A 25,506-nucleotide genomic window follows, 5' to 3' on the forward strand; every position below is an offset into this window, starting at 1 on the left:
GCCCCCGCCACGCCCCCGCCTCCATGAATGCCTTCGCCCCCCTGATTGCCGCCGTCCTGTTCGCCGCCTTCACCACCCACTCCCACGCCGATCAGGCCGGACGCCAGTATCCCGAAAACGAACTCCATGCCCGCCCCGCCGTCCGCGTCACCGTCGGCCATCGCAATGCCGATATCGTCGGCCACGACAACCGGGCCCTTCAGGCCGCCGTCGATTACGTCGGCAACCTCGGCGGCGGCCTCGTCGAAATCGGTCCCGGTGAGTTCCTCATGCGCGATTCCCTCCACCTGCGCAGCCGCGTCACCGTGCGCGGCGCCGGCGAACTCACCATCCTCAGGAAAGACCGCGAATACCGCTCCCCCCTCGCCGCCGACTCCGACTTCGGCGAGGCCGCCATCACCCTGACCCATACCAACGGCTTCGCCATCGGTCGCGGCGTCTATGTCGCCTCCAAGTCCCAACGCTATTTCCACGGCGTCTGTGCCACCCTCCTCAATGCCCACGGCAACTACTTCACTCTCACCCGGCCCATGAACGCCGACATCATGGTCCACGATGATGCCTTCGCCGCCACCGTCTTCCCCGTCATCAGCGGCTACCATATCCAGGACGCGCGCGTCGAACTCCTCACCGTCGATGGCAACCGCACCGAAAATCCCACCCTCGTCGATGGCTGCCGCGCCGCCGGCATCTTCCTCTACCGCGGCGACCATTGCGTCATCAGCCAGTGCGTCGTGCGGGATTACAACGGCGACGGCATCAGCTTCCAGCAGTCCAACGACGTCACCGTCGATCGCTGTGTCATCGAACGCTGCGCCGGACTCGGCCTCCACCCCGGCAGCGGCTCCCAGCGGCCCTCCGTCACCCACTGCCGTGCCGTGGACAACGGCGACGACGGTCTCTTCTTCTGCTGGCGTGTCCGCGGAGGTGTCGCCGAGGGTAACTGGCTCGAAAACAACCGCGGCTACGGAATCTCCATCGGTCACAAGGACACCGACAACCTCGTCCGCGGAAACACCATCCTCGGCAATCACCGCGGCGGCGTCTATTGGCGCGCCGAAACCGAACCCATGGCCGCCCACCGGATCACCTTCGAGGAAAACCTCGTCCGCGATAACGAAGGCTGGGGACTCTTCATCGATGGCGTCACCCACGACACCGTCATCCGCCGCAATACCATCGAGGACTCCGGCAGCGGTCGCCAGAAAATCGGCATCCGCATCGGCAGAAACGCCGGGCGCGTCACCCTCGAGGGCAATACCATCCGCGCCGCCACCGTGCTCCAGGACGACCGCCCCACCCAACCGTAGTCCCCGGAAACGCCGCCGGCATCTCCCGCCCTTCGCCCGCACCCCGGCCCCGCCCCTTGCAGACCGGTCGCCAAGGACCGGCGATCCTCGCACCCAACCCAGGGCATTTCGCCACAGGCCGATGGACGGACCCTTGCCGGACTTTAGGCTTCCAACTCATGGAAGACACCGGCCGCCGCCTGTCAGGGCCCCACGGGCATTCTGCGATCCGGACGCCCCGGCGTGAGATTCGCCCGCGCTCCCGACACCTCCTCGCCGCCGCGCTCGCCGCCGCCTCCCTGATCGTCCTGCCGCCCGGTTCCGCCACCCCTTCCCCCTCGCCCGACTGGCTCTCCCCATCGTCCCTCGCCGTGACCGCCGACGGACGGACCCTCTACGTCGGCTGCGCCACCGCCGCCAGCGTCGCCTTCTTCCAAACCGGCTCCCGCTCCGTCTCCCAATCCGTCTCCGTCCCCGGCGCACCCCTCGGACTCGTCCTCTCCCCGGACCAGCAGACACTCTACGTCGCCGCCGCCGCCCCACAGAGCGTCCTCGTCCTCATCGACACCCGCCGCGCCGAAATCACCGCCCGCATCCCCGTCGGCCACACCGCCATGTCCCCGGTGCTCAGCCCCGACGGTCGCACGCTCTACCTCTGCCATCGCTTCAACGACGAAATCGCCTTCGTCGATCTTCCCACCCAGTCGATCTCCCGCCGGGTCCAGGTCCCCCGGGAACCGGTCTCCGCCGCACTCACCCCGGACGGACGTCTCCTCTTCGTCGCCAATCACCTCCCCGCCGGTCCCGCCGATGCCGATGTCGTCGCCGCCAGCCTCTCGGTCATCGATACCGCCCTCGGCCGCGTCATTCGCGACCTCCGCCTCCCCAACGGCAGCGGTCTGGTCCGCGACGTCCGCGTCTCACCCGATGGCCGCCATGTCGTCGTGGTCCATCAGATCTCCCGCTTCCACCTGCCCACCACCCAGGTCGAACGCGGCTGGATCAACACCAGCGCCGCCACCCTCGTCGATGTCGCCTCCCTTCAGCCGGTCAACTCCTTCCTGCTCGACAATATCGACGCCGGCGCCGCCAACCCATGGGCCCTCGCCTGGTCGGCCGACGGACGTTCCCTCGCCATCACCCACGCCGGAACCCACGAACTCAGCGTCCTCGATGTTCCCTCCCTCCTCGCCCGCCTTCATTCCCTGCCCCCCGCTCCCGATCCCTCCCGCAACCCGGACCCCGCCCGCGCCTCCCGGTCCGCCGCCGATGTCCCCAACGACCTCTCCTTCCTCGTCGGCCTCCGCCAACGTCTCCGGCTCGATCCCGCCCATCAGGGCGCTCGCGCCCTCGTCCTCCACGGTTCCCGCGCCTGGATCGCCAACTACTTCGCCGATTCCCTTACCACCCTCGACCTGGCCCGCCCCAGCGCCCCGCCCGAAACAATCCCCCTCGCCCAATCGCCCCCTCCCGACCCGGTCCGCCTCGGCGAACAACTCTTCAACGACGCCACCCTCTGCTTCCAAGGCTGGCAAAGCTGCACCAGTTGCCATTCCTCCGACGCCCGCGTGGACGGCTTCAACTGGGATCTCCTCAACGACGGCATCGGAAATCCCAAGAACTCCAAGAGCCTCCTCCTCTCCCACGCCACCCCCCCGGCCATGGCCCTCGGCGTCCGCGCCGATGCCTACGTCGCCGTCCGCGCCGGCATCCGCTTCAGCTTCTTCCTCACCCACCCCCCCCAGGTCGCCGAGGCCATCGACGCCTACCTCAAATCCCTCCAGCCTGTTCCCAGTCCCGCCCTCCTCGACGGCCAGCTCTCCCCCGCCGCCCAACGCGGTCGCGCCGTGTTCCTGAATCCCGACGTCGGCTGCGCCCACTGCCATCGGGGCCCCTACTACACCGACCTCCAGTTCCACGACGTCGGAACGGCAGGCCCGCGCGATCTCCCCGCCACCCGGTTCGACACCCCCACCCTCATCGAGATCTGGCGCACCGCCCCCTACCTCCATGACGGCCGCTCCGCCTCCCTCAAGGATATGCTGACCCTCCACAACCCCGGCGATCGTCACGGCGTCACGTCCCACCTCACCCCCGACCAAATCGACGATCTCGTCGAGTTCCTTCGCTCGCTCTGAACCCATCCCACTCCACCCCGCCCGCCCCATGACCTCCCTCGCCCCCGGCACACGTCCCCCCACCCCCCTCCATCGCACCGAATCGCCCGGACTCCGCCACGTCGTGGTCCATCGCGAATCCCTCATCGAACATCACCTGACTTTCTGCCCCCTCCCCCAGGAGTCCCCGGAGGCCCTCGCCCGGCGGGTGACCCGCTGGCTCCACGACCTCGACGCCATCCCCGTCCGCCTCCAGGCCTTCGGTCCCCTTCGTGCCTTCCCTGGATTCCAGTCCAATCTCCCGCCTCTCTCCCCCAACTGGCCTGCCCCACTGACCTGGCTCGAAGGATTCCCCTGCCCGCCCCACCCCCAGGCCGGCCTCGCCGGCCTCCATGCCATGGCTGTCTCGGACACCGCCGTCTCGCCCGTCCTCGCCGCCGGAAACATCCTGGGCGCCTCCTTCTCCGACGGACACCTCGATCACGTCCTCCTCGGCAATGTGATCCCCCCCGATCCCGCCGCCCCCACCGCCACCCAGGCCCGCCACACCTTCGAACGCCTCCAGGCCGCCCTCCAGACCGCCGGCCTCAACTTCACCCAGGTGGCCCGTACCTGGCTCTTCCTCGACGATATCCTCGCCTGGTACCCGTCCTTCAACCGCGTCCGCCGCGACTTCTTCCAGCAATGCCGCGTCGGCCCCCCCCTCGTCCCCGCCAGCACCGGCATCGGCGCCCGTAATCCCGCCGGCGCCCCGCTCGTCGCCGAAGCCTGGGCCGCCCAACCCCTCCACCCCAACGCCCGCATCGCCGAAATCCCCTCCCCCCTCCAGTGCCCCGCCCCCGCCTACGGCAGCAGCTTCAGCCGCGCCGTCGAAATGCTCACCCCCGATCTCCGCCGCATCCTCGTCTCCGGCACCGCCAGCATCGATGCCAGGGGAGCCAGCCTCGGCCTCGACGATGTCCGTGCCCAGGTCCAACACACCCTCCATGTCCTCCAGACCCTCCTCGCCTCCCGCGGCCTCGACTTCTCCGACGTCTCCCGCGCCACCGCCTACCTCCGCCACGCCGCCGATGCCCCCGCCGTCCATCAGGCGCTCGCCCGCGCCGGCCTCGCCCTCGCCCCGCTCGTCATGACCCAGGCCGTGGTCTGCCGGGATGAACTCCGCTTCGAACTCGAACTCGATGCCCTCGCCCCCACTCCCGGTTCCCTCAATCCCCTCCCATGAACACCCGCCCCCTCGGACCTTCCCCCCTCCACGCCTCCGTCATCGGCCTCGGCACCTGGGTCACCGGCGGCGGCATACCCTGGGGACCCAACCCGGACGACGCCGAATCCATCCGCACCATCCACGCCGCCCTCGACGCCGGCATCAACCTCATCGATACCGCCCCCGCCTACGGCTGGGGCCGCTCCGAACAGATCGTCGGCCAGGCCATCCGCGGCCGACGCAACCAGGTCATCCTCGCCACCAAGTGCGGCCTGTGGACCGATGATGACCGCGGTTCCTTCTTCACCGAACTCGACGGCCGCGTCGTCCGCCGATCCCTCCGCCCCGACACCATCCGCCTCGAAGTCGAACGAAGCCTCCAACGCCTCGGTGTCGATTGCATCGATCTCTACCAAACCCACTGGCCTTCCGTTCCCCCCGACGCCACCCCCGTCGCCGATACCATCGCCTGCCTCCTCGAACTTCGCGATGCCGGCAAGATCCGTGCCCTCGGCGTCTGCAATGTCTCCCCCCCCGAACTCATCGAAAACCTGCGCCACGCCGGACCCGCCCTCGTCTCCCATCAGTTGCGCTACTCCATGCTCGCCCGCGATGCCGAGTCCGAATCCCTCCCCCTCGCCGCCCAACACGGCCTCGCCACCCTCACCTACATGTCCCTCGAACAGGGCCTCCTCACCGGCAAGGTCTCCATGGACCGCGTCTTCCGCCCCGATGAGTTCCGCAGCAACGCATCCTGGAACCCCTGGTTCCTGCCCGCCAACCGCCAACGCATCCTCAATCTCCTCGCCCGCTGGTCCGATCTCGCCGAACGCTGCCACGCCACCCTCGCCCAGCTCGTCCTCGCCTGGACCCTCGCCCAACCCGGCGTCACCCACGTCCTCGTCGGTGCCCGCACCACCGCCCAGCTCCTCGACAACGCCGCTGCCGGCTCCCTCACCCTCGATCCCGCCGACCTCCAACGCATGCGCCAGGACGTCCTCAACCTCGGTGACCCATCCCCCAGCCCATGAAGACACCGCCCCCCGCCAGGTTCCCGCCCGCCCTCGCCGGCACCCTGATTCTCCTCCTCCTCCTCTTCACCCCCTCCCTCCTCCCGGCCACCCCCCAACCCGCGCCCCCCAGCCCCCAGCCCACCACCATCCAGCCCGCCAATCTGCGCCTCGCCATCGAGGACCTCATCCGTACCTTCGGCCCCGCCTACCCGGGCGGCCCCGCCCACCTCCAACGCCTCGGCCAGCTCGAGATCGCCCTCGCCGGTGGCACCCCCCAGGCCACCCTCCAACCCGCGCTGCAAACCCTCGCCCGCCTCGCCCTCCTCGAGAATCCCCTCCTCGACTTCGATCGGATCCTCGTCCTCCACCGAATCCCCCGTGCCAACCCACGCCAGGCCGAAGGCGGCAACCTCGGCGTCGGTACCTCCAACTGGTCCACCTCCGATACCCTCCCCCGCCACGGCGAATTCCGCGATACCCTCGCCCTCCTCGCCGACTTCCGTACCCGGCCCCGCCTCATCCCCCTCTTCCAACCCGACAACGGCGACACCCTCATCGACCCCGTTCTCCATTTCGACGCCAACCGCCTCCTCTTCGCCCGCAACGGTCAGCGCCAGAACAACTGGCGCCTCTGGGAACTGCGCCTCGGCGATTCCACCCCCGCCCAGATCTCCCCGGACCACGGCGAAGACGTCGCCCACTTCGATGCCTGCTACCTCCCCGACGACCGCATCATCCTCGCCTCCACCGCATCCTATCAGGGCCTCCCCTGCCTCTTCGGCTCCGACGCCATGACCTGCCTCTTCCTCTTCGATCCCAGCTCCGGCTCCATGCGCCAGCTCACCTTCGAGCAGGACAGCAACTGGTCCCCCACCCTCCTCCCCAACGGTCGCGTCCTCTACCAGCGCTGGGAATACACCGATCAGTCCCATGCCAATTCCCGCCTCCTCTTCCACATGAACCCCGATGGCACCGACCAGCGCGAGTTCCGCGGCCGCGGTTCCTGGTTCCCAGGCTCCTTCTTCTACGCCAAACCCGTCCCCGGCTCCGTCACCCAGGTCGTCGGCATCGCCGGAGGTCATCACGATGTCCCCCGCGCCGGACGCCTCCTCCTCCTCGATGTCTCCGTCGGCCGCCGTGACGCCCTCGGCGTCCTCCATGAATTCCCGCGCCGCGGTCAGCCCGTCGATCCCGTCGTTCGTGATGCCCTCATCCGCGAAACCTTCCCCTTCCCCCAGTTCCTCATGCCCGCCCCCCTCCACCCCCGCTACCACCTCGTCGCCGCCAAACCCCGCCCGGATGCCCTCTGGGGACTCTACCTCGTCGATGCCTTCGACAACCTCGTCCTGATCCACGAGGAGGAAGGCGCCGCCCTCCTCTGGCCCTCCCCCTTCAAACCCCAGCCCCGACCCCAGGTCCTCGAAGACCGCATCAACCCCCACACCGACCAGGCCACCGCCTTCGTCGCCGATGTCCATGCCGGCACCGGCCTCGACGGCGTCCCCCGTGGCACCGTTCACCACCTCCGGGTCGTGGAATACTACTTCAGCCGCCGCGGCGTCGGCGGCCTCTACGGTTCCCTCGGAGCCGACGGCCCCTGGGACATCAAACGCATCCTCGGTACCGTCCCCGTCCACCCCGACGGCTCCGCCTGGTTCACCCTCCCCGCCAATACCCCCGTCTGCCTCCAACCCCTCGACGCCGACGGTCAGGCCCTCCAGCTCGAACGTTCCTGGTTCGTCGCCATGCCCGGCGAACGCGTCTCCTGCATCGGCTGCCACGAGGATTCCCAGTCCGTCGCCCTCAGCCGCCCCACCCTCGCCCTCCTTCATCCCCCAGCCCCCATCCAGCCCTGGTTCGGTCCACCCCGCGGCTTCGCCTTCGAACGCGAAGTCCAACCCGTCCTCGACCGTCACTGCGTCTCCTGTCACGACGGTCGCCCCGCCCCCAACCCCCTCGCCCCAGGCCAGGAATTCCCCGACCTCCGCGGCGGACGTCCCCTCTCCGACTGGTCCTCCCAGATGCCCGGCCATTGGCCCGGCGGCGGTCAGTTCTCCACCAGCTACTGGGAACTCCATCGATTCCTTCGCCGACCCGGCATCGAAGGCGACCGACGCATGTTCACCCCCCTCGATTACCACTTCTCCACCACCGAACTCGGTCAGCTCCTCCGTAAAGGACACCACGGCGTCCACCTCGAACCCGAGGCCCGCCAGCGCCTCGCCGCCTGGCATGACCTCAATGCCCCGTTCTTCGGCACCTGGGGCGAAATCCCCGAGTTCACCACCGGCTACGGTCCCCTCCGCCACGACCAGATCGCCGCCGCCAACCGCCGCGCCCTCGAACTCCGCCGCCAGTTCGTCCCCATGGGTCCCTTCCCCGATTACGAACACATCCCCGACACCCCGCCCTACCCCGCCCAACCCGTCCCCCCCAATCCCGCACCCCCCTCTCCCCCCTGCGACCCCGCCCCCGAAGGCTGGCCGTTCCCCCCCGACACCGCCCTCGCCCGCCAGCACGAACACCTGACCCGCTCCCGCACCCTGTCCCTCGCCCCGGATGTCACCCTCGAACTCGTCCGCATCCCCGGCGGTCGCTTCCTCATGGGTTCACCCGACGGGCACCCCGACGAACGCCCCCGTGCCGCCGTCGCCGTCCGCCCCTTCTGGATGGCCCGCTTCGAAACCAGCAACCGCCAGTTCCGTACCTTCCACCCCTCCCACGAAAGCCGTACCGAAGATCGCCACGGCTACCAGTTCGGCATCACCGGCCACGACCAGGATCACCCCGATCAACCCGCCGTCCGCGTCTCCTGGAACGATGCCCTCGCCTTCACCCAGTGGCTCTCCCATCGCACCGGCCTCCCCCTCCACCTCCCCACCGAAGCCCAGTGGGAATGGGCCGCCCGCGCCGGCTCGGATCAGCCCTTCTGGTTCGGACCGCTCCATGCCGACTTCTCCCCCCACGCCAACCTCGGCGATGCCATGCTCGCCCAGTTCGCCGGCGATCCCTACGTCCAGGACCGCGCCAAAGCCGCCTTCCTCAACCCCAACCGCTACGACAACTGGATCCCCCAGGACGCCCGCTTCAACGACGGCGGCTTCGTAACCGAACCCGTCGGCCGCTACCTCCCCAATCCCTGGGGCCTCCACGACCTCCACGGCAATGCCGCCGAATGGACCCGCTCCGCCTACCGCCCCTACCCCTACCGCGACGACGACGGCCGTAACGCCCCCGACGCCCCACCCCATACCGAACGCGTCACCCGCGGCGGCTCCTGGCGCGACCGCCCCTTCCGCGCCACCGCCGCCGCACGCCTCCCCTACCCCCAGTTCCAACGCGTCTTCAACGTCGGCTTCCGCATCGTCGCCGAAGACACCCCCGAAACCGCCCTCCGATGAAGTCCTGTCTCCCAACCCTCGAAGGACGGCTCACACCCGTCCCTTCAGAGGCAGAATTCCGAGACGCATCCAGGACTGCCTCGCGTTCATGGCAATTTCCCGATTCATCTTCAGTCGAACCACAGTCGCCCTCCCCACCATTGTGATCCCTTCGATGCCACCGCTTGCCCCACACAACCGGAAATGGTCCTCCCACCGGTCCACGCGCGGATGAAACAGTCGCGAAAAGGAACCCGTGTGCTCATCCCACCCCTCCACGGCATCACCCTTCGCGAGATTGCACGCGCGACACGCCAAGGCGAGGTTGTCGTCCTCGTCCCCACCCCCACGTCGTCTGGGAACGATGTGCTCCACCTCGAAGGCCAGATTGAAGAGCACCTCCGGTGCACCGCAGTACTCACAGTGATGCCCAGCCCGGGCCGCCACTCGAGGGTAGCGGGGGTTCATGCACCCAGCTCGCCAGACAATCTGTTCGCTCGCTCTCCCGATGCCTTCAGCTCCTCGTCCACAAGGCCCTCCAATTCGCACTGCTCGACCTCCGAAAGCCCGCCTCCATCAGCCCTCGCCCTCCTCCAGACATCCATCAGGTCCTTCAGGCGCCGCTGCCTGTCCTCCCCAAAGAAGGCGTCAGGCCGCTGGCTCTGGATAACCACCAGCAGATCGGATTCCTCCGGAGAAAGTTGCAGGGTCAGTGCATCCAGTGCCGCCCCTGCACTCTCGCCACAGGTCTGGCGATCACCCGCGACCGCCCTGAAGGCCGGTAGCCCATCAGCGCGCTTCTCCGGTATGATTGAGATGGCCTTCATGACACCTGTCCTCTCCCAAGCCTCGGTCCGTTCATTCTCCCGGGAATCGCAACATTTCGCAACCCCCAAGCCCTCATGAAGACGCTCTGCCTCCACGTCGCCCTGGTGCTCACCCTCCCCGTCGCCGCCGCCGCAACGCCCCTCCCCGCCGATGCCTGGCAGGACCTTCTCCACCAGGAATGGATCCAGGAGGCTCGCGCCCTCGCCGAAGCCCCCCTCTCCCATCCCCCCACCCCACCCGACGATGCCGCCGGCGGCTGCGATGGCATCACCACCGGCGGCTACGGCTTCCATACCGACCTCGATGACACCCCCTGGTGGCAGGTGGACCTCGGACAGATCGAACCAATCCGCGATGTCCGCCTCTGGAACCGCACCGATTCCGAGGACATGGCCCGCCGCGCCGCCCGCTTCCAGATCCTCCTCTCCCACGACGGCACAACCTGGACCTCCCACTATCAGCACCCCGATCGCCTCTTCTACGGCTATCGCATGCCCGACCGCTCCCCGCTCGTGATCCCCCTCACCAACGCCCTCGCCCGCTTCGTCCGCATCCAGCTCCCCGAACGCACCTTCCTCCACCTCGACGAAATCGAGATCCATGGCGCCCGACGCGGTTCCGGCAACCTCGCCCTGCACCGCCCCGCCACCCAGTCCAGCGTCAGCGAATGGTCCACCCACCACCCCAGAACCGGCATCGAACCGGACTGGTCCCAGCTCACCCGTGATATCCTCGATCGCCTCGCCACCGCCGATCCCTCCCTCGTCCCACCCGCCGAACTCCAATCCCTCCGCCATCGCCTCGCCCACCCCACCCCGCAGGCCTCCGCCCAATCCCTCTATCTCGACGCCCGCGCCCTCCAGCGCCGCGTCTCCCTCGCCAGCCCGCTCCTCGATTTCGAGACCATCCTCTTCACCCAGCGCGTCCCCGGCAGCTACAGCCACATGAGCGACCAGTACTACGGCTGGTGGTCCCGCCCCGGCGGCGGCCTCTTCCTCCTCCGCAACTTCAAGCAAGGCCCCCCAACCCTCCAAGACCTCACCGGGTCCCTCTTCCCCCATCCCGGCAGCTTCCTTCGACCCGACCTCTCCTTCGACGCCCGGCGCGTCCTCTTCGCCTGGTGCCGCCATTATCCCCACCTCGCCGCCGAAAAGGATAAACTCAACAAGGCCAACATCCCCGAGGACGCCTTCTATCACCTCTTCGAAATGAACCTCGATGGCTCCGGCCTCCGCCAGCTCACCCGCGGCAAATACGACAACTTCGACGGTCGCTACCTCCCCGATGGCCGCATCGTCTTCCTCTCCACCCGCCGCGGTCAGGCCGTCCAGGTCGGCCCCGCTTCCGCCGCCGCCTCCCTCGCCTCCCCCGACCTCCCCGACTGCTACGTCCGCTGCGGTGGCGATGAATCCCGCCCCGTCGCCGTGTACACCCTCCATACCATCAACCCCGATGGCTCCGGCCTCCTCCCCATCTCCCCCTTCGAAATGTTCGAATGGGAACCCTCCGTCGCCCACGACGGCTCCATCCTCTACTCCCGCTGGGATTACGTGGACCGCGACAACATGCCCTACATGAGCCTCTGGTCGATCCACCCCGACGGCACCCATGCCCGCCTCATCTACGGCAACTATACCCAGGCCCCCCACTGCACCTTCGAACCCCGCGCCATCCCCGGCTCCCACAAAATCATCTTCACCGCCTCCGGACACCACGCCCAAACCATGGGCAGCCTCGTCCTCCTCGACCCCGCCCGCGCCACCGAAGGCGAAGACCCCATCACCCGCCTCACCCCCCATATCCCCTTCCCCGAAATCGAGGCCTGGCCCCGCGCCTACTACGCCAGCCCCTGGCCCCTCAGCGAATCCACCCACCTCGTCTCCTGGGGCGTCGAACCCGATATCCGCGAAGGACGCACCCGCCCCCACAACGGCATGGGCATCCACCTCTTCAACGCCGGCTCCGGCCTCGAACTCCTCTACCGCCACCCCGACATCTCCAGCATGTACCCCATCCCGGTCAAACCCCGCCCCATACCCCCCGTCCGTGCCTCTTCCATCGACTGGGCCGGCCCCCAGCAGGGCGCCTTCCTCATCGCCGATGTCACCCGTGGCCTCTCCACCGCCCAACCCGGCGAAATCACCAACCTCCGCATCGTCGCCATCCCCGCCAAAACCCAGCCCCGCATGGACCAGCCCAGCCTCGGCCTCACCCGCGATGACCCAGGCAAGGCCGTCCTCGGCACCGTCCCCGTCGAACCCGACGGCTCCGCCCACTTCCTCGTCCCCAGCGGCGTCGCCCTCTTCTTCCAGGCCCTCAACGCCGACGGGCTTGCCCTCCAATCCATGCGCTCCGCCACCCATGTCCAGCCCGGTCAAACCCTGAGCTGCACCGGCTGCCATGATTCGCGCCTCGAATCCCCGCCCCCCGCCCGCCCGCCCCTCGCCGCCTCCCGCCCCCCCTCCCGCATCACCCCGGGCCCCGACGGCTCCTGGCCCCTCCGCTTCGACCGTCTCGTGCAACCCGTCCTCGATGCCCTTTGCGTCTCCTGCCACCAACCCGGTGCCGAAGACGCCGTCGCCGCCCGCTTCAACCTCACCCCGGCCCACGCCTACGACACCCTCGCCCGCTACGGTCAGCCCAGCGTCCGCGACCTCATCCTCGAAGCCTACCGCGAAGGCGTCTCCCGCGAACGCCGTCAACCCGCCCTCCTCAGCCCCCTCCTTGCCCTCCTGTCCCAACCGGACGGCCATCACGGCGTCGCCCTCGACACCCATGCCCGCAACCGCCTCGTCACCTGGCTCGACACCTACGCCCAACGCCTCGGCTCCTTCAGCGATCTTCAGGAACAGGAACTCATCGCCCTCCGTGCCTCCCTCCCCGATGTCTTCCTCCCCAACCCCTGAAACCCGCTCCCACCAACGCCGGGAACTTCGTGCATATGCACGAAATTTCGGGCTATTTTGACCCCTCCCCCCCATTCCCCCGGCCTCGCCCCTAGGCTTCCCCCCGATTCCGGCCATGGACTGCCTCCTTTCGCGCGTCGCCTGCGCGTGACCCCGCGCGCCCCCAATGCTAAACATCCCCCATGCACCGCCCGTTCCCGGCACGTCGCCATCCGCCAACCCGCCCCCCCAATCCCCACCATCCCTGAGGTCCCGTCGTGTCCTACACGGAGCCCCGCCTGCTGCTGCTCATCCCCGCCTACAATGAGGAGGCGCGGATCGGACCGGTCCTTTGCGATTACGTGGCCTATTTCCGTGCCCATTACCGGGGCGAGTTCCGCCTCGTCGTGGTGCTCAATGGGTGCCGCGATCGCACCCTGGAGGTCGTCCAGGCTGCCGCCCAGGAGGCCGGTGGCATCGAGTGGATCGAATTCCCCGCCCCGATCGGCAAAGGCGGCGCCCTCATTGAAGGACTCCGGCTCGCCCCGGAAACCGATCTCATCGGGTACGTCGATGCCGATGGCGCCACCCCTCCCAGGGCGCTCCATGACCTCATCCGCCACCTGCCCGGACACGACTGCGTGATTGGCTCCCGCTGGCTGCCAGGGGCGCGCCTGGGCGAAGCCCAACCCTGGAAACGCCGCGTGGCCAGCCGCCTCTTCCACCTGTGCGTTCAAGGCCTGTTCTGGATGAACATCCGGGACACCCAGTGCGGCGCCAAGGTCATGCGCCGCGATGCCATCCAGCGCATTCACAAGGACCTCCGCACCGCCGACCTCGCCTTCGATATCAATCTGCTCTACTGCCTCCGGCGGACCGGCGGCCGCATCCTCGAAGTCCCCACCGAATGGACCGATCAACTGGGCTCGAAGATCCGGCTGGGTCGCAACGCGCTCTCCATGTTTCTCAGCATCGTCCGGCTCCGCCTCGTCTATTCCCCCTTCTACCGCTTCCTCAGCCCCCTCCGCCCCCTCGAGGAATGGCTCTACCTCAAGCTGGGCGCGCCTCCGTCCCTGCCCCCTGCCCCACCCTCGGCCGCCGCCAGGAAAACAGAACCGCCACCCCCAACAACAACAGGTTGAACGCGCCCAGCACCAGGATCAGCCGCCGGAACGCCTCGTACACCGGCATCGACGCCATCCCGTCCCGCATGGCAACCAGCGTCAACGCATAACCGCCCGCCACCGCCAGCAGCCACGGAACCGCCGCGAATCGGGCCGCCGCCAACTGGTGATGGATCAGCGTCGCCGCCGCCGTCAGCGGCACCATGCACCAGACCGCCCACGGCACATACCGTGCCGCATCCGCAAATTGCGGATTGCCCGCAAAGAGCACCTGCAAGGGCAGCCACGGCGCCAGCGTGCACCCCAGTCCCACCGAGATACCCACCCCCAGCGTCGCCCCCAGCGCCAGTTTCAACACGTCGGTCGGCTCCCCCGTGGCCGCGCTCCGCGCAATCCGCGGAAACAACACCGTCGCCATCGGTGCGGTCAAACTCACCATCCCCTTGGCAATCCGACCCGCAGCCAGGACCAGGTCCTTCCCATCCTCATCAAACTCGGCCTGCACCAGAAGCGTGTCCCCGGCCATCATCACCGCGATCGGTGCCATTCCCAAAGTCAGACACAGCGTCCGGCCCAGCCAAGGCCCCCAGTCGAATCGCCCCGCCCGCCCCAGCCACTCCTTCCGGCTCGCCCACACCGCCATCCCAAGGCCCAGTGTGGTCCCCGCCAATACCCCGGCCACACCCGCCACCGACCCCCCACCCATCCCGACCACCGTCACCCAGATCGCCACCAACCGCCCCGCCGCCCCAGCCATGATCAACGTCCCCAGCCAGAAGAACCGTTGCCCCCCCTGCAGCAACCCCACAAACACCGGCAACCACAACATCGTGAGACCCACCAGCAGCGTCAGCCATAACGCCGCCGGATCCGGGATGCGCAACCCCGCCGTCCAGCGATCCCGTGTCACCCAAACCCCGGCCGCATACACCACCCAGACCACCGTCAATCCCACCAACACCCTCCGGGCCGCCCCACGCACCTCCTCGCGCCGGGCCTCCGTCACTGCCCCCGCCCCCAACTGCGCAAACACCGCCTGCAACCCCGCCGCCGGAATCCCCAGCAGGTACAAAAGGTCGAGCAACGCCACAAACACCTCCCACTCACCCCTCCCCTCCATTCGGCTCGCCGGGGCATGCACCATCGCAAAACACACCCCCGCCAGCCCCGTCGCCAGCAGCATCCAGCCGCTCTGACGAAAAAAGGAAAACCACTCGCGCCGCCTCGCGGTCGCCCCTTCCCCGGTGCTCACGGCAACCCCTTCAGAAATCGCGTCAGCATCTCAGTCCCCCGCTCCAGCGACGCCACCGATATCCACTCCCGCGCCGTGTGCGCCTGGGCAATGTCCCCGGGGCCGAACACCACGCACGGTGTCCCGCCGGCCGCCAGAATCGCCGCATCGCAGAAGTAGTCCACCCCCATCCCCCGCCGTCGTCCCGCCGCTCTCAGAAACCGCCCAACCCACGGCAACCTCTCATCCGTCTCCAACGCCGGCTCCGGCACCCCCTTCACATCCTCAAACGACACCCGTATCCCGCGATCCTTCAGAAACTGCCTGATCTCCCGCCGCACCCCCGCAGGCGTCTCCCCAGGCAGCATCCGCCGATCCACCTCCACCTCGCACCCGTCCGGCACAATGTTCGGCTGCGTCCCCCCCCGGATCACCCCCACGTTGATCGTCGGATGCCCCAGCAACGCATGGCGCCGCACCCGAAGCCCCTCGGCGTATTCCCCCTCCAGCAACACCACCGCCCGCGCCATCTCCCGGATCGCGCTCCGCCCGCGGTCCGGACACGCCCCGTGCGCCGCCCGCCCCCGCGTCCTCAATCTCCCCCACACATCGCCCTTGTGCGCCGTCACCACCGCCAGCCGCGTCGGCTCCCCCACCACCCCAAGGTCCGCCCGAAACCCCGACCCCACCAGCGCCCGCGAACCCCACTGGTGGCTTTCCTCATCCGCCAACCCGGCAAAGACCACCTCGGTCGAGGCCGGACGTCCCCGCCCTCCGCAGGCCCGTTCCATCGCCACCAGCATCGCCGCCACGCTCCCCTTGGTGTCGCACGCCCCCCGACCCCATACCCGCCCGTCCGCCAGTCGCGGCCGGAAAATGTCGTCCGATCCGTCCATGCTCCCCACCGTGTCCAGATGCGGCGCCAGCAATACCCGGTGCTTCACCCGGCCCGCCGGCACGCACCTCAACAGCACATTCTGCCGACCCTCCTTCACCGCCTGCACCTCCACGCTCCATCCCTGCCGCTTCCCAAAACACGACACCGCCTCGATCATCGCCCCCTCCCCGCCCCGCGCATCGCCCGCAGGCAGGAACGCCGGATTCACGCTCGGAATCGCGATCAACTCGCGCAGCAACCGGACCACGGAACTTCGGGCGGACGCACTCAAGGCCGGGAAGCCTACCCGCCACCCCGGGGCCCGGTCACGCTCAAGCCTTTCGTCGCTCCATCCCAGTCACCGCAACCAAGGCCACCAACGCCGTCCCAAGTTTCGCCCCCTGCAACAGCGTCACCCCTGCCCATGCCCGCGCCACCCACTGGTCGAAGGCGTGCAACGACAACGCCCCCATCCCGGCCAGCATTACCGCCACCAACCCCGCCCCCCACGCGATCCGCCCCCACGCAGGCCAACGCATGCCCGCCCATCGCACCCAACACCAGGCCGCCAATCCCACCAGGACGGCACTCCCCAGCCGCAGCACCCCCTCCCTCCACTGGTACACACCCCACGCCCGAAACACCCCTCGAGCCGCTTCTCCCGCCCACCCTCCCGCATGCGTCGCCTCCCAAAAACCCAGCAGCCCGAAGCCCAGCGCCAATCCCATCCGCCGCTTCCCCAGTTCACACGGCCCCCTTCCCCGCCTCGCACCCCGCACGAGACCCCCCGCCGCCCCAAACCACGCCACCGCCGTCGCCCATCGCAGCGCCCGGGAGGGCTCCGTTTCCACCTCCTCCGTCTTCTCCGGGAGAAACATCGGCACCCGGCCCGCCGCGGCCCGCCCCTCCCCCCGTTCCGAACGCAACGCCATCCTCCGCGACATCGCCGTCCGGACCCGGTTCGTCCAGCCGGGCTCCCGACCAACAAACGCCACCAAATGCCCGAATACGATCCCCGGTTTCGCCTCAACCGGAATCGCCAGGACCCCCTCCGATTCCCCCGCCTCCAGCCGAACCGTGGCGCCCCCGAGAAGCACGCCCACCGGCTCCCGCCGCCACGTGCTCCCCCGTAGATCCACGGTCAGCCAACCCTCTCCACCCTCCCCACCCTCCCGCTCCCGCAACCGGACCCGCACCCCGTATCGCTCCCCCGCAATCGCCTCCCCAAACCCCTCCAGTTCGATCCAGTCCGCCGGCACCCGCCTTGACCCCGACCCCGCCCATACCGCAGCCGCCATGACCAATCCCACCACCATCCCGCCCCACCCCATGCGCAGACGCCGGTTCATGGCCTCCGCACGCTGCCAGACCACCCCACCCACCCGCAAGGCACCCGGTTCCGGCATCGTTTGACAGCCGGTTCCCCTCTCCCTAGCGTCCCCGCCTCCGGCGCGGGGCCGGTCCGAAACTCCCCCGCCCGGCCATGCCTGACTTGACGGCAACGCCGATGACCGCTGTCCCGACTCGCAAGCACCCGCACCCCATGCAATCTGGAATCCTCGACTTCGAAATCCCCACCGACCTGAAAGAGGTTCTTGCCGCCTGCCCCCGCTACCTCGTCGCCCGCCACAAGTCGGACCTCTTCGAACTCGCCGTGCGCGACGCCGTCCACGGCATCCACGAAGTCGCCTACGACGTCCCCGGACACGGCCGGGTGGTCGAAGCCCGGGTCTGCCGGGTGAAGAACGGCATCTCCGCCAATTACACCGATGCCTACATGCGCCGCCGCGACCCGGACTGCATGGTCATCGCCGACGATCTCCCCACCGACAAACCCCGCTACAAGGACCTCTACGGAAAGGAGTTCCCGGAACTCCGCACCGAAACCTTCGCCTGGCTGAAAACCCAGGAACTCGCCCTCTTCCCCTTCTTCGCCGGAGCCCCCGGAAAGGGCGCCCATGCCCTGGTCGTCGGCCCCTCCAATGCCGGCTTCTTCGCCCTCGGCCTCGCCCTCCTTCAAGGCATCCTCGACCAGGACCAGTTGCCGGCCAATTTCAACCCCCGGGCGGTCATCTACGTCGCCCCGGTCTTCCGGCACACCCACTTCAACGGCCGCCAGATGGTCGTCCACAATCGCCGCGAAAGCCGGCACGAACTCTTCAGCTACAACCTCTATCCAGGCCCCAGCGCCAAAAAGGGCATCTACGGCGTCCTCCTCTCCCTCGGCGAACGCGAGAAATGGGTCACCGCCCATTGCTCCACCGTCCAGGTGATCACCCCCTACGAAAATAAAGTCACCCTCATGCACGAAGGCGCCAGCGGTGGCGGCAAAAGCGAAATGCTCGAACAGGTCCACCGCCAGAAGGACGGCAGCCTCCTCCTCGGTGTCCACCTCCAAACCGCCGAACACCGCACCCTCGTCCTCCCCCGCAATTGCGAACTTCGCCCCGTCACCGATGACATGGCCCTGTGCCACCCCTCCCTCGCCCGTCCCGATGGGCGCCTGGCCCTCATGGACGCCGAACAGGGCTGGTTCGTCCGCGTCAACCACATCACCCGTTACGGCATCGACCCGCACCTCGAGGAGATGACCATTCATCCCCAGGAACCCCTCCTCTTCCTCAATATCGATGCCCACCCGGGCAGTACGGCCCTCCTCTGGGAACCCATCGAGGACGAACCCGGCCGCCCCTGCCCCAACCCCCGCGTCATCATCCCCCGCCGTGCCGTGCCCGGCATTGTCCATGGGCCCGTCTCGGTCGATATCCGCAGCTTCGGTGTCCGCACCCCACCCTGCAGTCGCGAGCAGCCGACCTACGGCATCCTCGGCCTCTTCCATCTCCTCCCCCCTGCCCTCGCCTGGCTCTGGCGGCTCGTCGCGCCACGCGGCCACGCCAATCCCAGCATCGTCCAGACCGAGGGCATGAGTTCCGAGGGGGTCGGCTCCTACTGGCCCTTCGCCACCGGCCGCATGGTGGATCACGCCAATCTCCTGCTCCAGCAGGTCATCGAAACCCCCAAGGTCCGCTACATCCTCTGCCCCAACCAGCACATCGGCGTCTGGAAAACCGGCTTCATGCCCCAGTGGATCGCCCGCGAATACCTCGCCCGCCGCGGCGGCGCCCGCTTCTCCACAGGCCAGGTCACCGCCGCCCGTTGCCCCCTCCTCGGTTACGCCCTCAACAGCATCACCGTCGAAGGCCAGACCATTCCCAGCATCCTCCTCCGCGTGGAACTTCAAAAGGAGGTCGGACCCGAAGCCTACGACCTCGGTGCCGCCATGCTCGCCGACTTCTTCCGCCAGCAGTTGCAGCAGTTCCTCGTTCCAGACCTCGACCCCCTCGGTCGCCAGATCATCGACGCCTGCCTCGCCGGCGCCTCCGTCGAGGACTATACCCGGTTGATCCCCCACTCCTTCCTCGAACCGGACGACGCCACCCATTCCGACTGATCCAGACCGACGGCCTGCCCTGAGCCTCCGTCCATTCCGCTCGCCCCGCTCCAAGGACCCGCACCTTCAAGTCCCGTAGCGAACCCATCCCTCCTCGTCCCCCCCCCGCGTTCGATGCCCGTCGAATCGAGCGTGCACCGCTTCCGGATGACGGTTGGTTGTCCATCCGCCAAGGATTCCGGCTCCCGGGCAATTCCCTCTTCGAACCTGCGCCCTTCAACGCTACCCTGCGACCGTCCCGAAGGTCGCCCATGCACTGCGTCGAACTGATCGAGGTCACCAAATCCTTCGGCACCGTCCCGGCGGTTTCCGATCTCTCCCTCTCCGTCCCCCAAGGCTCGGTGTACGGCTTCATCGGACCCAACGGCTCCGGCAAGACCACCACCCTGCGGATGATCATCCATATCCTCCGCCCCGACCGCGGAACGGTCCGGGTCTTCGGCGGCGAACTCCGCGACGCCCGCTCCAGCCGCATCGGCTACCTCCCGGAGGAACGGGGCCTCTACCGCCGGATGAAGGTCCGGTCCCTGCTCCGTTTCTACGGGGACCTCAAGGCGGGCCGCTCCGTGGAGGCCGAGGTGGACCAGTGGATCGAACGTCTCGACCTCGCCCGCTACGCCCACCATCGCATCGAGGCCCTCTCCAAGGGAACCAGCCAGCGCGTCCAGTTCGCCGCCGCGGTCGTCGCCCGACCGGAACTGGTCATCCTCGACGAACCCTTCTCAGGCCTCGATCCCGTCAATGCCGACGTTCTTCGCGCCGCCATTCTCGACCTTCGCCGACACGGTGCCACGGTGATCCTCAGCACCCACGACATGACGGTCGCCGAGCAGATGTGCGACGCGATCTTCATGATCTTTCGCGGACGCAAGGTCCTCGACGGTCCCCTCTCCCAAATCCAGGCACGCTACGGCTCGGATACCATCCGCCTCGCCCTCGACCACGATGCCCGGCCGGAGGATCCCTGGCCCGGGGTGGAATCCAGCCGTGACTTCGGTCAGTACCGCGAACTGCGTCTCGCCCCCGGTGCCGATCCCCAGGCCGTCCTTCACGCCGCCCTCAAACGCGGCTCCGTGCGCCGCTTCGAAATCGCCCACCCCTCCCTCCACGACATCTTTGTCCGCATCGCCGGTGTCCCCGAACCCGATCCTTCCCATGCGTAGAGCCCTTCGAATCGCCCGCCGCGAGTTCATCGCCGCCGTCTGCACCAAGGGCTTCGTCATCGCCCTCGTCCTCGCCCCGCTCCTCATGGGCGGCGGCCTCTTCGGAGCCGCCCTCACCGCCCGACAGGACCGCACCGCCGACCGGCGCCTGGCCGTGCTCGATCCCGATGGAGTCCTCGGCCCTGCCCTCCTGGAGGCCGCTTCCCAACGCACCGGCCCCGGAATCTACCGCGTCGAAACCGTCGTCCCCGACCCGTCCGAACCCGATTCCCAGCGCCTCGCGCTCTCCGACCGCGTCCGGGCCGGCGAACTCCATGCCTTCATCGAAATCGCCCCCGGCCTCGCCCCGTCCCCAACCGCGGCCAACCCGGCAGCGGACGCGCCGTCTCCCACCCCCGGCCTCCGATACTTCGCCCGCAATCCGGCCATCGACGAAGTCCGCGGCTGGGTCGCCGAAACCCTCAATCGTCGCCTCCGCCAGACCCGTCTCGAAGCCGCCGGTCTCGATCCGGACATCATCTCCCGTGCCATGGCTTGGGTCCCCGTCGAGGGCCTCGGCCTCGTCGCCCGCGACGTCCGCACCGGCGATGTCACCCCGGGCCGTCGCCAGAACGAACTCGCCGCGGTCGGACTGCCCATGGTGGTGGTCCTCCTCGCCACGCTGCTGGTCATGATGGGCTCCGCCCCGCTGCTCCAGAGTGTCATGGAGGAGAAAACCCAGCGCATCGCCGAGGTCATGCTCGGCGCCGCCACCGCCTGGGAGATCATGCTCGGCAAACTCCTCGGCGGCGTCGCCGTCGCCCTTGCCGCCATGACCGTGTATCTCGGCTCCGGCTTCACCGCCTTCGCCGCCCTCGCCGCCAGCCACGCCATCCCCTGGTCCCTCGTGCCCTGGTTCGTCGCCTACGTGATCGCTGCCATCCTCCTGTTCGGCGCCGTCGCCCTCGCCCTCGGCTCCGCCTGCAGCGACGCCAAGGATGCCCAGAACCTCCAACTGCCCGTCATGCTCCCCGTTGTGGTCCCCCTCTTCCTCCTCCTCCCTGTCATCAAGGAACCCCAGGGCACCCTCGCCACCACCCTCTCCCTCGTCCCGCCCTTCTCCCCGCTCCTCATGCTCCTCCGCCTCGCCACACCCGAGGGCGTCCCACCCTGGCAGGCCTGGCTAGGACTCCTCGGCGTCCTCGCCGCCACCGCCGTCGCCCTCTGGCTCGGCAGCCGGATCTTCCGCGTCGGCATCCTCATGCAGGGCAAACTTCCAAAGTTTTCCCAGATCCTCCGCTGGGGCCTCCGCGGTTGATCCTTCTCCCAACGAAAGCGCATGAATCGCCGCCTCGGAGGGCCGAGTTCCACCAGGCCGCAACCGTGTGAAGCGTCCGGTTGAGGACTCGCAGATCTCGTCCCCCCGATTCCCTGCCTCCTCACCCACAACTCCGCGATGCACCTGGCGAATCGCGAATCGCCAATCGGACAACGGCAGATCAGGCTCCTCTCCCACACCTGTCGCCCGGAGATCCCCCTCTTCCCATGCACCCGCCGGTTTCCCCCATGAATTCCTGCCGCTCCACCCCCAACCCGGCCTTCACCACCCTCGCCGCGACGGTCGCCGTCCTCCTGCTCATGGTCCCTGCCCCCTCCGCCAACGCCCAGGCCATCCCGCCGGAACGGCCCCGCGCCCGCCCCCCCTCCGAACTCACCGGCTGGGCCGATTGGGAACGGGCCGCCGAGATCTTCTCCCGCATCGAAGTCCCCCCCGCCCCACCGCTCTCCCCGGAAGACGCCTTCGCCACCTTCCGCGTCGAACCGGGATTCCGCCTCGAACTCGTCGCCGCCGAACCCCTGGTCATCCACCCCATCTTCTTCGAGTTCGATCCCGACGGACGCATCTGGGTGGTCGAATACCAGGGCTACATGCGCGACCTCGAAGGCCGTGGCGAAGCCGATCCCCTCTGCCGTATCGTGGTCCTCGAAGACACCACCGGCGATGGCCGTGCCGATCGCTCCACCGTCTTCCTCGAGGGCCTCGTCATGCCCCGCACCCTCGCCTTCGTGGACGGCGGCGTCCTCGTCTCCGAACCGCCCCACCTCTGGTACTGCCGTGACACCGACGGCGACCTGCGCGCCGACACGAAGGTGCAGGTCGGCACCTACGGCCGCGCCGGCAACCCCCAGCACACCGCCAATGGCCTCGCCTACGGCCTCGACAACTGGCTCCACAGCGCCAACTGGGACCGGCGCCACCGCTTCAAGGACGGCCAGCTCATCGAGGAACCCGTCCTCCAGCGCGGCCAGTTCGGCGTCAGCTTCGATGCCCTCGGCCGCTTCGTCACCTGCCGCGAAAGCAGCCCCGCCGAGATGGATCTCATCCCCGAGGAATACCTCCGCCAAAACCCCTCCCTCGTCCGCTCCTTCCAACGCGCCCGCCAGCCCTCCCGCTTCGGCATCGCCGTCCCCATCGGTCGCCATGCCAACGAATGCTTCCCCATCCGCCCCACTCCCGGCATCACCCTCGGCGCCCTCGAACTCCGAGACGATGGCACCCTCCGCACCTACACCATCGTCGCCGGCACCGGTGTCTATCTCGGTCACCAGTTCCCGCCCGACGCCTACGGCAACCTCTTCGTCCCCGAGGCCGGCGGCCATCTCCTCGGTCGCCTCCGCCTCTCCGACGGCATCGCCCCCCGTGCCGAACGCCATTACCCCGCCGGTCGCGAAATCCTCGCCTCCACCGACGAACGCTTCCGCCCCATGAGCGTCCGCACCGGTCCCGATGGCGCCCTCTACTTCGCCGACATGTACAAGGGCATCATCGAACACGTCATCTTCATGGCCCCCTACATCGCCGACCAGATGAAGCAACGGGGCCTCACCCTCGGCAACGACATGGGCCGCATCTATCGCCTCGTCGCCACCGACCGCCCCATCGACCGCACCCCGCCCCGCCTCAGCCAGGCCACCGACGAATCCCTCGCCCGGCACCTCGCCCATCCCAACGGCTGGTGGCGCCTCACCGCCCAGCGCCTCCTCGTCGAACGCCGCAATCCCGCCGTGGCCCCCCTCCTCCGCCGTCTCGCCCGCCCCGACACCAGCCTCGATCCCCAGGCCCGCCCGGAATCCCGTTCCCACGCCCTCTGGACCCTCGACGGCATCGGGCACCTCGACTGGCCCACCCTCCTCGACGCCGCCGACGACCCTCACGAAAGCGTCCGGGCCGCCGCCCTTCGCCTGGGCGGACGCCTCCTCGCCCGCCTCCCCAATCCCACGCCCGATCCTGCCGCCGATCCTGGCGCCGCCCGCTTTCTCGAACGCCTCCGTCGCGCCCCCGATGACCCCGCCGAACCGGTCCGCCTCCAGGCCGCCCTCTCCCTCGCCCCACGCACCGAACCCGGCACCGACACCCTCCTCGCCAGACTTCTCGACCGTCACGATTCCCCCCTGTTCCGCACCGCCGTGCTCAGCGGCATTCACCAGCGCGAGATCGCGTTCCTCCACCACCTCCTCACCGGCGAACCGTCCTGGCACAACCCATCCGAACGACGTCAACGGTTCCTCCATGAACTGGCCGAACTCGCCCTCGACAGCCGCGCCCCCGCCCTCCTCGAACCGCTCCTGGAAACCGCCGCCCACCAGACCGGTGCCCTCGCCTGGCACGCCCGTGCCCTGATCGATGGACTCCTCGCCGCCGCCCCAGCCGACCTCGCCGCCGCCCGCCCCATTCCCCTCACCCGCGAACCCCGCGTCCTCCTCGCCCTGCTTTCCTCCGGAGACCGGACCGAACGCGACCGCGGCTGGCGCCTGTCGGAACTGTTCGCCTGGCCCGGCCACGATGCCGTCCGGCTCGCCCGCCGCCCCGTCGAACCCCTCGGACCGGAACACGAAACCCTCTTCCGCGAGGGTCAGGAAGCCTTCGCCCAGCTCTGCGCCCCCTGCCATCAACCCCACGGCGCCGGCCTTGCCAACGTCGCCCCACCCCTCAACCAGACCGAATGGGTCGCCGGCCCGCCCGAACGCCTCGTCCGCATTGTCCTCCACGGACTCTACGGCCCCCTCGAAGTCGCCGGCACCCATTGGAACCATCACATGCCCGGCTTCGGCGAAGCCGGCCTCTCCGACCGCACCATCGCCGCCCTCCTCACCTACGTCCGCCGTGCCTGGGACAACACCGCCGACCCCGTCGAACCCGACCTCGTTGCCACCGTCCGTGCCGACACCGCCGACCGCCACCTCCCCTGGACCGCCGCCGAACTCCTCGATCTCCCTTCCGACATCGCACCCGCCTTCGAAGCCGGGATCATCCACCCCCACGCCGACGGCACCCTTCACCTTCCCGCCCGCCTGGCCGCCTGCTTCGGGGAACGCCTCGCCTACCGGCCCGCCCTCGACATCCTCGCCCCCTGGCGGCGCGAACACGACATCGCCACCTGGCGCGTCCACGTCCCTGAAGCCGCCGACTACACCGTCTTCATCACCCTCGCCGCCGACGACGCCTCCACCGGCGACCATTTCCTCGTCGAAAGCGATGCCGGCCGCGTTCGTGGCACTGTCCAGTCCACCGGCGGCTACGACCGGTTCCGGGAATTCCCCGTCGGCACCCTTCCCCTCCGCGCCGGCCTCAACCGCATCCTCGTCCGCCCCGACGGCCCCCTCCGCGCCGAACTCGCTGACGTCCGCTCCCTCCGCCTCTCACCCTGACCCCACGACCCTCCACCCGGTCCGGCCCCCCACACCACGCCCCCTCAACTCTGCCCCCCGCCCTGCCCCACTTCCCCCGCAAAACCACCCAAACCTCCGTGCATATGCACGATTCTTCCGTCCATTTCCACGACCCCCATCGCGTCGCCATTTCATCTCCCCCTCCCCCCCCTCCCCCCCCCCCCCCCACCCCCCCCCCCCCCCCCCCCCCCCCCCCCGCCCCCCCCCCCCTCCCCCCCCCCCCCCCCCCCC

The 25,506-nt window shown here is 68.8% G+C and carries 16 protein-coding genes; 11 read left to right on the forward strand and 5 right to left on the reverse strand.

What is annotated here, in order from left to right; genetic code table 11:
• Window positions 1-23 precede the first annotated feature (23 nt).
• The 5 genes from KF833_16215 to KF833_16235 all read left to right on the forward strand — a co-directional run bounded on the left by KF833_16215 (window position 24) and on the right by KF833_16235 (window position 9,027).
• Window positions 24-1,310 (forward strand): right-handed parallel beta-helix repeat-containing protein, encoded by a 1,287-nt coding sequence (locus tag KF833_16215; GenBank protein MBX3746855.1) that lies wholly within the window; start codon window positions 24-26, stop codon window positions 1,308-1,310.
• 158 nt (window positions 1,311-1,468) lie between these two features.
• Window positions 1,469-3,427, forward strand: coding sequence for a hypothetical protein (locus tag KF833_16220; protein MBX3746856.1), 1,959 nt, complete (start codon window positions 1,469-1,471; stop codon window positions 3,425-3,427).
• A 28-nt stretch (window positions 3,428-3,455) separates the two neighbouring features.
• Window positions 3,456-4,631 carry a hypothetical protein gene (locus KF833_16225; protein ID MBX3746857.1) on the forward strand — a complete coding sequence of 392 codons (1,176 nt, stop codon included), beginning with the start codon at window positions 3,456-3,458 and terminating at the stop codon, window positions 4,629-4,631.
• A complete protein-coding gene (locus KF833_16230) occupies window positions 4,628-5,644 on the forward strand; it encodes an aldo/keto reductase (GenBank protein MBX3746858.1) in 1,017 nt (338 codons plus the stop codon). The genes KF833_16225 and KF833_16230 overlap by 4 nt, the downstream gene beginning before the upstream one ends.
• Complete coding sequence (locus tag KF833_16235; GenBank protein ID MBX3746859.1) at window positions 5,641-9,027, forward strand: SUMF1/EgtB/PvdO family nonheme iron enzyme; 3,387 nt, start codon at window positions 5,641-5,643, stop codon at window positions 9,025-9,027. The genes KF833_16230 and KF833_16235 overlap by 4 nt, the downstream gene beginning before the upstream one ends.
• 30 nt (window positions 9,028-9,057) lie before the next feature.
• On the opposite strand, the gene KF833_16240 is transcribed toward KF833_16235, so the two are convergent.
• The gene (locus KF833_16240) at window positions 9,058-9,474 is read right to left on the reverse strand and encodes an HNH endonuclease (protein MBX3746860.1); all 417 of its coding nucleotides are present in this window, start codon (window positions 9,472-9,474) and stop codon (window positions 9,058-9,060) included.
• Window positions 9,471-9,833 carry a hypothetical protein gene (locus tag KF833_16245; protein MBX3746861.1) on the reverse strand — a complete coding sequence of 121 codons (363 nt, stop codon included), beginning with the start codon at window positions 9,831-9,833 and terminating at the stop codon, window positions 9,471-9,473. The genes KF833_16240 and KF833_16245 overlap by 4 nt, the downstream gene beginning before the upstream one ends.
• A gap of 75 nt (window positions 9,834-9,908) precedes the next feature.
• Between KF833_16245 and KF833_16250 the strand changes: the two genes are divergently transcribed.
• Together KF833_16250 and KF833_16255 are read left to right on the forward strand one after the other, a co-directional pair.
• A complete protein-coding gene (locus tag KF833_16250) occupies window positions 9,909-12,740 on the forward strand; it encodes a discoidin domain-containing protein (protein ID MBX3746862.1) in 2,832 nt (943 codons plus the stop codon).
• Window positions 12,741-12,997: 257 nt separating this feature from the next.
• Complete coding sequence (locus tag KF833_16255) at window positions 12,998-13,861, forward strand: glycosyltransferase (protein ID MBX3746863.1); 864 nt, start codon at window positions 12,998-13,000, stop codon at window positions 13,859-13,861.
• Here KF833_16255 and KF833_16260 read toward each other — a convergent pair.
• The 3 genes from KF833_16260 to KF833_16270 all read right to left on the reverse strand — a co-directional run bounded on the left by KF833_16260 (window position 13,770) and on the right by KF833_16270 (window position 17,357).
• Window positions 13,770-15,095 carry a hypothetical protein gene (locus KF833_16260; protein MBX3746864.1) on the reverse strand — a complete coding sequence of 442 codons (1,326 nt, stop codon included), beginning with the start codon at window positions 15,093-15,095 and terminating at the stop codon, window positions 13,770-13,772. The genes KF833_16255 and KF833_16260 overlap by 92 nt on opposite strands.
• Window positions 15,092-16,129, reverse strand: a complete 1,038-nt coding sequence (locus tag KF833_16265; protein MBX3746865.1) for a M20/M25/M40 family metallo-hydrolase — start codon at window positions 16,127-16,129, stop codon at window positions 15,092-15,094. Before KF833_16265 ends, KF833_16260 begins: the two co-directional genes overlap by 4 nt.
• Window positions 16,130-16,283: 154 nt before the next feature.
• Window positions 16,284-17,357 (reverse strand): hypothetical protein, encoded by a 1,074-nt coding sequence (locus tag KF833_16270; GenBank protein MBX3746866.1) that lies wholly within the window; start codon window positions 17,355-17,357, stop codon window positions 16,284-16,286.
• A gap of 137 nt (window positions 17,358-17,494) precedes the next feature.
• On the opposite strand from KF833_16270, the gene KF833_16275 reads away from it, so the two are divergent.
• The 4 genes from KF833_16275 to KF833_16290 all read left to right on the forward strand — a co-directional run bounded on the left by KF833_16275 (window position 17,495) and on the right by KF833_16290 (window position 25,254).
• On the forward strand, window positions 17,495-19,402 hold the full coding sequence (locus KF833_16275; protein ID MBX3746867.1) for a DUF4914 family protein: 1,908 nt from the start codon (window positions 17,495-17,497) through the stop codon (window positions 19,400-19,402).
• Between the two features lie 251 nt (window positions 19,403-19,653).
• Window positions 19,654-20,565 (forward strand): ATP-binding cassette domain-containing protein, encoded by a 912-nt coding sequence (locus KF833_16280; protein MBX3746868.1) that lies wholly within the window; start codon window positions 19,654-19,656, stop codon window positions 20,563-20,565.
• Entirely contained in the window at window positions 20,558-21,862 is a 1,305-nt protein-coding gene (locus tag KF833_16285; protein ID MBX3746869.1) for an ABC transporter permease, read from the forward strand. The genes KF833_16280 and KF833_16285 overlap by 8 nt, the downstream gene beginning before the upstream one ends.
• Window positions 21,863-22,110: 248 nt before the next feature.
• Window positions 22,111-25,254 (forward strand): c-type cytochrome, encoded by a 3,144-nt coding sequence (locus KF833_16290; GenBank protein ID MBX3746870.1) that lies wholly within the window; start codon window positions 22,111-22,113, stop codon window positions 25,252-25,254.
• Window positions 25,255-25,506 lie beyond the last annotated feature (252 nt).

It is taken from the genome of Verrucomicrobiia bacterium (genome assembly GCA_019634625.1).
GTDB lineage: Bacteria > Verrucomicrobiota > Verrucomicrobiia > Limisphaerales > CAIMTB01 > CAIMTB01.